Source organism: Pseudolysinimonas sp., assembly GCF_044239695.1.
In the GTDB taxonomy this organism is placed as follows: Bacteria; Actinomycetota; Actinomycetes; order Actinomycetales; family Microbacteriaceae; genus Pseudolysinimonas_A.
In genome coordinates this window covers 1-5,089 of the sequence record NZ_JBIIAW010000154.1, presented here as the reverse complement: position 1 = coordinate 5,089, position 5,089 = coordinate 1, and the positions used below count along the sequence as shown (strand labels likewise).

Sequence of the window (5,089 nt, the reverse complement as noted above, 5' to 3'; positions counted from 1 at the left end):
CGGCGCGATCGTCAACATCGCGTCGCAGGCGGGGCTCGTCGCGCTGCCCGGGGAGTCGTCGTACTGCATCAGCAAGGCCGCGGTTGTGCACATGACCCGCTGCCACGCGGTCGAGTGGGGTGAGTACGGCATCCGGGTCAACGCCGTCGCCCCCACCTTCATCGAGACGGATGGCACCGCCGCCGCCCTCAGCGACCCGGTGTTTCACGCCGACACGGTGGAGCGCATCGCGGCCCTGCACCGCATCGGCGTGCCGACCGAGGTGTCGGGCGCGGTTGTGTTCCTCTCCTCGCCGGCTGCCTCGCTGATCACCGGGCAGACACTTGCCATCGACGGCGGCTGGACAGCGCGCTAGAGGGCTGCGATCAGGCTCTCGAGGGTGCGCTCTGCGGCCACCGCGTGCACCGGCAGGCCCGCGGCCCGCGTCTCGGCAGCCGTGCGCTCGCCAATGCACGCAACGCGGGTGCCGGGCGGCAGTGGCGCGAGCTGCGCGGCGACCTGCCGTGCGACGGAGCCCGACGTGACGAGAATCCAGTCCACCGGCGTGCGGCCCTCGGGCGGCACAGCGACGGCCACGGTGCGGTAGGCAACGACGGAACGCACGACGAGCCCCCGGCCTTCCAGACTGGATGCGAGGGCCCGGTCTGCGAGATCGGACTGCGGCAACAGCACCCGGGTCTCGTCCGCGGTGCCGGGCCACTCGTCCGCGATGCCTGCCGCGGAGGTGTCGCGGGGCACGACATGGACGCTGACCGATGCCGCGCGTAGCGCCGCCGCGGTGGCCTCCCCCACCGCGATGACCTTCGTCGAGGCGGCCACCGGCCCCAGGGCCTCGACCGTGCGGGCGCTGGTGACGACGAGCCAGTCGTAGTCGCCACGAGCGAGCCCCTCGGGCATCGGCTCCCCCGCCTCGTAGGCGATAAGCGGCACGATCACCGGGGTCATCCCCCGCTGCTCGAGAAGGCGCGCCGCTCGGCTGCCCCACTCCCCCGCGCGGGGAACGAGCACGCGCGACCCGCTCACGCGCTGGCGGCGGCCTTGGCGGCAGCGGGCAGCGCGTCGATGATGCGGCTGAGTGCGGCGTCGTCGTGGGCTGCCGACACGAACCACGCCTCGTAGACCGACGGCGGCAGTGAGACGCCGGCGTCGAGCATGGCGTGGAAGAAGGGCGGGTAGCGGTGCGCCTGCTGCTGCTTCACCTGCTCGTAGGTGGTGGGCGCCTCGGCGCTGAACGCGAAGGAGAACAGGGTGCCGGCGCGCTGCACGGTGTGGGCGACTCCCTCAGCGGTGAACGCGGCAGAGACTTGCGACACGAGGGTGTCGGCGACCGCCTCGAGGCGCGCGTAGACCGCGTCGTCTGCGGTGCGCAGGGTCGCGAGTCCGGCGGCGACGGCGACGGGATTGCCGCTCAGCGTGCCCGCCTGGTAGACCGGGCCGAGAGGTGCCAGAAGCTCCATGATGGCCGCGCTGCCGCCGAGGGCCGCGAGGGGCAGGCCCCCGCCGATGACCTTGCCGAAGGTCACGATGTCAGCCGCATAGGGCACCGGGTCGATGCCGGCCCAGCCGGTGCGGCTGGCCCGGAAGCCGGTGAGCACCTCGTCGCTGATGACCAGGGCGCCGTTCGCGTGGGCGATCTCGACAAGGGCGGCGTTGAAGCCCTCGGATGGCGTGACGACACCCATGTTGGCGGGCGCCGCCTCGACGATGATCGCCGCGATCTCGCTGCCGCGCTCGGCGAAGAGCTGCAGCACCGCCTCCAGCGAGTTGTACGGCAGCACGATGGTCTGCGCTGCGATCGCCGCCGGCACCCCCGCGGAGCCGGGGATCGCGAGGGTCGCGAGGCCGGATCCCGCCTCGGCCAGCAGGCCGTCGGAGTGCCCGTGGTAGTGGCCGGCGAACTTGACCAGCAGGTCGCGGCCGGTCGCGCCGCGCGCGAGGCGGATCGCCGTCATGGTCGCCTCGGTGCCGGTCGAGACCAGGCGAAGACGCTCGACCTGGGGCTGCAGCCGGTCGATCACGAGCTCGGCGAGCTCCGTCTCGCCGGGCGTCGACGCGCCGAAGCCGAGACCGCGCGCCGCGGCCTGCTGCACGGCGTCGATGACCGCGGGGTGCGCGTGGCCGAGAATGGCGGGGCCCCAGCTGCACACGAGGTCCACGTAGTCGCGGCCCTCGACATCCGTGACGTAGGGGCCGGTGGCACTGGCGAAGAAGCGGGGCGTGCCGCCAACGGAGCCGAAGGCCCGCACCGGCGAGTTGACCCCGCCGGGGATGACGGCGCGGGCGCGGTCGAACCACTCGGCGTTGCTCATCGCAGCCACCCCGCCAGCTCGACGGCGAAGTAGGTGAGCACGGCATCGGCGCCGGCTCGGCGGATGCTGAGCACCGACTCCTCGACGGCGCGACGCCGGTCGATCCAGCCGTTGGCCGCGGCGGCCTCGATCATCGCGTACTCGCCGCTAACCTGATAGGCCCACACCGGAACCGGGCTGCGGTCGGCAGCGTCCGCGAGCACGTCGAGGTAGCTCATGGCCGGCTTGACCATGACGACGTCGGCACCCTCGAGCACGTCCAGGTCGATCTCGCGACTGCCCTCGCGGCGGTTGGCCGGGTCCATCTGATAGCTGCGGCGGTCGCCGACGAGCGAGCTCTGCACCGCCTCGCGGAAGGGGCCGTAGAAGGCCGAGGCGTACTTAGCCGCGTAGCCGAGCGTTGGCGTGCCCTCGAAGCCGGCGCCGTCCAGGGCGTCGCGCACCGCGGCAACCTGGCCGTCCATCATTCCGCTGAGGCCGAGCAGGTGCGAGCCCGCCTCGGCCTGGGCAAGGGCCATGTCTCGGTAGCGCAGCAGGGAGGCGTCGTTGTCGACCGAGCCGTCAGCGGCGAGAACGCCGCAGTGCCCGTGGTCGGTGAACTCGTCGAGGCAGAGATCCGTCTGCACCACGAGGGCGTCACCGACCTCTGCGATGGCAGTCCGGGTGGCGACGTTGAGGATACCGTTCGGGTCGGTGGCGCCCGATCCAATCGCGTCTTTGCCCTCGGGCACGCCGAAGAGCATCACACCGCCGATGCCGAGTTCCGCTGCCTCGTTCAGCGCCGCCCTGAAGCTGTCGAGCGAGTGCTGAACGACGCCGGGCATCGACGAGATGGGCGCTGCCTCGCGGGTGCCCTCACGCACGAACATCGGCAGAATGAGCTCGGCCGGGTGCAGGCGCGTCTCGGCGGTCAACCGGCGCAGGGCCGGGGTTGCCCGCAGACGACGGGGACGCTCGATCACGCGGAGGCCCCCATCAGCGCCGCGGCACCGAGCTCGAACAGCTCGGTCGAGACCCGCTCGGCGAGCTCGCCCGCCGCATCCGTCGCGTCGGCGAGGTAGAGCGCGTGAGAGCTCGTGAGGTACGACGAGCCGTCGGCCGCATAGACCCGGGCGTCGAGAAAGAGCATGCCGTCTTCGGCGAGGGCGTGCACGCCGACGGGCGCGGCGCAGCCCGCCTCGAGCAGGGCGAGGGTCTGCCGCTCCGCCTCGACCAACAGGCGGGATGTCGGGTGATTGAGCGCCGACACCAGCTTCTCTGAGCCCGAACGCACCTCAATCGCGAGCGCCCCCTGCCCGGCGGCCGTCGGCCAGCCGGTGAGGTCGAGGTACTCGGTGACGGAGTCGAGACGACCCAGCCGGTGCAGACCCGCCGCGGCGAGCACCACCGCGTCGAGCTCGCCGCTCGCCACAAAACCGAGACGCGTGTCGACGTTGCCGCGAATGTCGACGACGTCGAGGTCGGGGCGCCGCGATCGCAGCTGGGCTACGCGTCGAGGGGAGCCGGTTCCCACCCGCGCCCCCGCTGGCAGGGTATCGAGGGTGAGGCCGTCGCGGGCGATGAGGGCGTCGCGGGCATCCACGCGTTTGGGCACGGCACCGATCACGAGGCCGGGGTGCGCCGCGGTCGGCAGGTCTTTGAGGGAGTGCACGACGACGTCGCACTCGCCGGCGAGCAAAGCTTCACGCAGGGCGCTGGCGAAGACCCCGGTGCCGCCGAGGCTGGCGAGCGACTCGGTGGAGCGGTCGCCCTCGGTCGAGACGGTGACGACGTCAGGCTCTTCGCCGATCTTCGCGGCGATGGCGCGCACGATGGTGTGCGTCTGGGCGAGCGCGAGCGCGCTGCCCCTGGTTCCGATGATCACGGAGCCACCCCGCAGAGGGCTGGCTTGAAGCCGGCCCGCACGTTCTCGCAGCATCCCGGTCGGCAGGTGTCGTACCAGGGGCCGAGGTCGGTGACCGCCGGACGCTGCTCGACCGGCACGCCGTCGCGGCGCTCGAGCACGAGGTCGATGAGTGCGTCGACGTAGGCGGGGTGGGTGCCCGGGGTCGCCGTGCGGATGTAGGCGAGGCCGGCCTCCTCCGCGGACTCCTTGGCCTCGGTGTCGAGGTCCCAGAGAACCTCCATGTGATCGCTGACGAAGCCGAGCGGCACCACCGCGACCGCCTGAACCCCGGCCGCGGGCAGTTCGGCGATGACGTCGTTGACGTCGGGCTCCAGCCAGGGCTGCGTGGGCGGCCCGGAGCGGGACTGGTAGACGAGCTGCCACTCCACCGTCGAGCCGAGATCGGCCATGATGCGAGCGGCGACAGCGAGGTGCTGCTTCTCGTAGGCGTGGCCCTCCGGCCCGCTGCGCTCGGCGTCGGCGGTCGGGATCGAGTGCGTGGAGAAGAGCACGCGAACGTTCGTGAAGCCCTGGCTCTCGAACGATGCGAGTGCCTCGCGCAGGCTGTCGGTGAAGGGCTGCACGAAACCGGGGTGGTCGAAGAACTGGCGCACCTTGTCGATCTGCAGCTGGCCGTCGAGCGCGGTGGCGTCGAGAGCCAGGGCGTAGTCCTCGCGGTACTGGCGGCACGACGAGAACGAGCTGTAGGCGCTCGTGCCGACGGCGATGAGCTTGCGGAAGCCACGCTCGCCCGCCTCGCGAAAGGCGTCGGCCATGTACGGATCCCAGTTGCGGTTGCCCCAGATCACCGGAAGGTCGATGCCACGCTCGACGAGGCGGGCCTCCATGGCGGCCTTGAGCTCGCGGTTCTGCTGGTTGATGGGGCTGATTCCGC

At 71.8% G+C, this 5,089-nt stretch carries 6 protein-coding genes; 1 reads left to right on the top strand and 5 read right to left on the bottom strand.

The features are described from left to right. Positions 1 to 355, top strand: a 355-nt coding sequence (locus tag ACILQS_RS15475; RefSeq protein WP_395641021.1) for an SDR family NAD(P)-dependent oxidoreductase, incomplete at its 5' end; no start/stop codon positions are given. Here the strand turns inward: ACILQS_RS15475 and ACILQS_RS15470 are convergent. The 5 genes from ACILQS_RS15470 to hemH form a co-directional block, all read right to left on the bottom strand. Further along, complete coding sequence (locus ACILQS_RS15470; RefSeq protein WP_395641020.1) at positions 352 to 1,008, bottom strand: uroporphyrinogen-III synthase; 657 nt, start codon at positions 1,006 to 1,008, stop codon at positions 352 to 354. The genes ACILQS_RS15475 and ACILQS_RS15470 overlap by 4 nt on opposite strands. Before the next feature lie 11 nt (positions 1,009 to 1,019). Beyond that, a complete protein-coding gene (hemL, locus tag ACILQS_RS15465) occupies positions 1,020 to 2,309 on the bottom strand; it encodes a glutamate-1-semialdehyde 2,1-aminomutase (protein ID WP_395641019.1) in 1,290 nt (429 codons plus the stop codon). Beyond that, the gene (gene hemB, locus ACILQS_RS15460; RefSeq protein ID WP_395641018.1) at positions 2,306 to 3,271 is read right to left on the bottom strand and encodes a porphobilinogen synthase; all 966 of its coding nucleotides are present in this window, start codon (positions 3,269 to 3,271) and stop codon (positions 2,306 to 2,308) included. Before hemB ends, hemL begins: the two co-directional genes overlap by 4 nt. Continuing rightward, positions 3,268 to 4,227 (bottom strand): hydroxymethylbilane synthase, encoded by a 960-nt coding sequence (gene hemC, locus ACILQS_RS15455; RefSeq protein ID WP_395641017.1) that lies wholly within the window; start codon positions 4,225 to 4,227, stop codon positions 3,268 to 3,270. The genes hemB and hemC overlap by 4 nt, the downstream gene beginning before the upstream one ends. After that, a partial coding sequence (gene hemH / locus ACILQS_RS15450; RefSeq protein ID WP_395641016.1) for a ferrochelatase occupies positions 4,170 to 5,089 on the bottom strand: 920 nt, incomplete at its 5' end. The genes hemH and hemC, both read right to left, overlap by 58 nt.

What these genes read in the sequence shown, in the direction of transcription:
- hemC (WP_395641017.1), bottom strand. Translation starts at nt 4,227, where the DNA reads ATGCTGCGAGAACGTGCGGGCCGGCTTCAAGCCAGCCCTCTGCGGGGT.
- hemL (WP_395641019.1), bottom strand. Translation starts at nt 2,309, where the DNA reads ATGAGCAACGCCGAGTGGTTCGACCGCGCCCGCGCCGTCATCCCCGGC.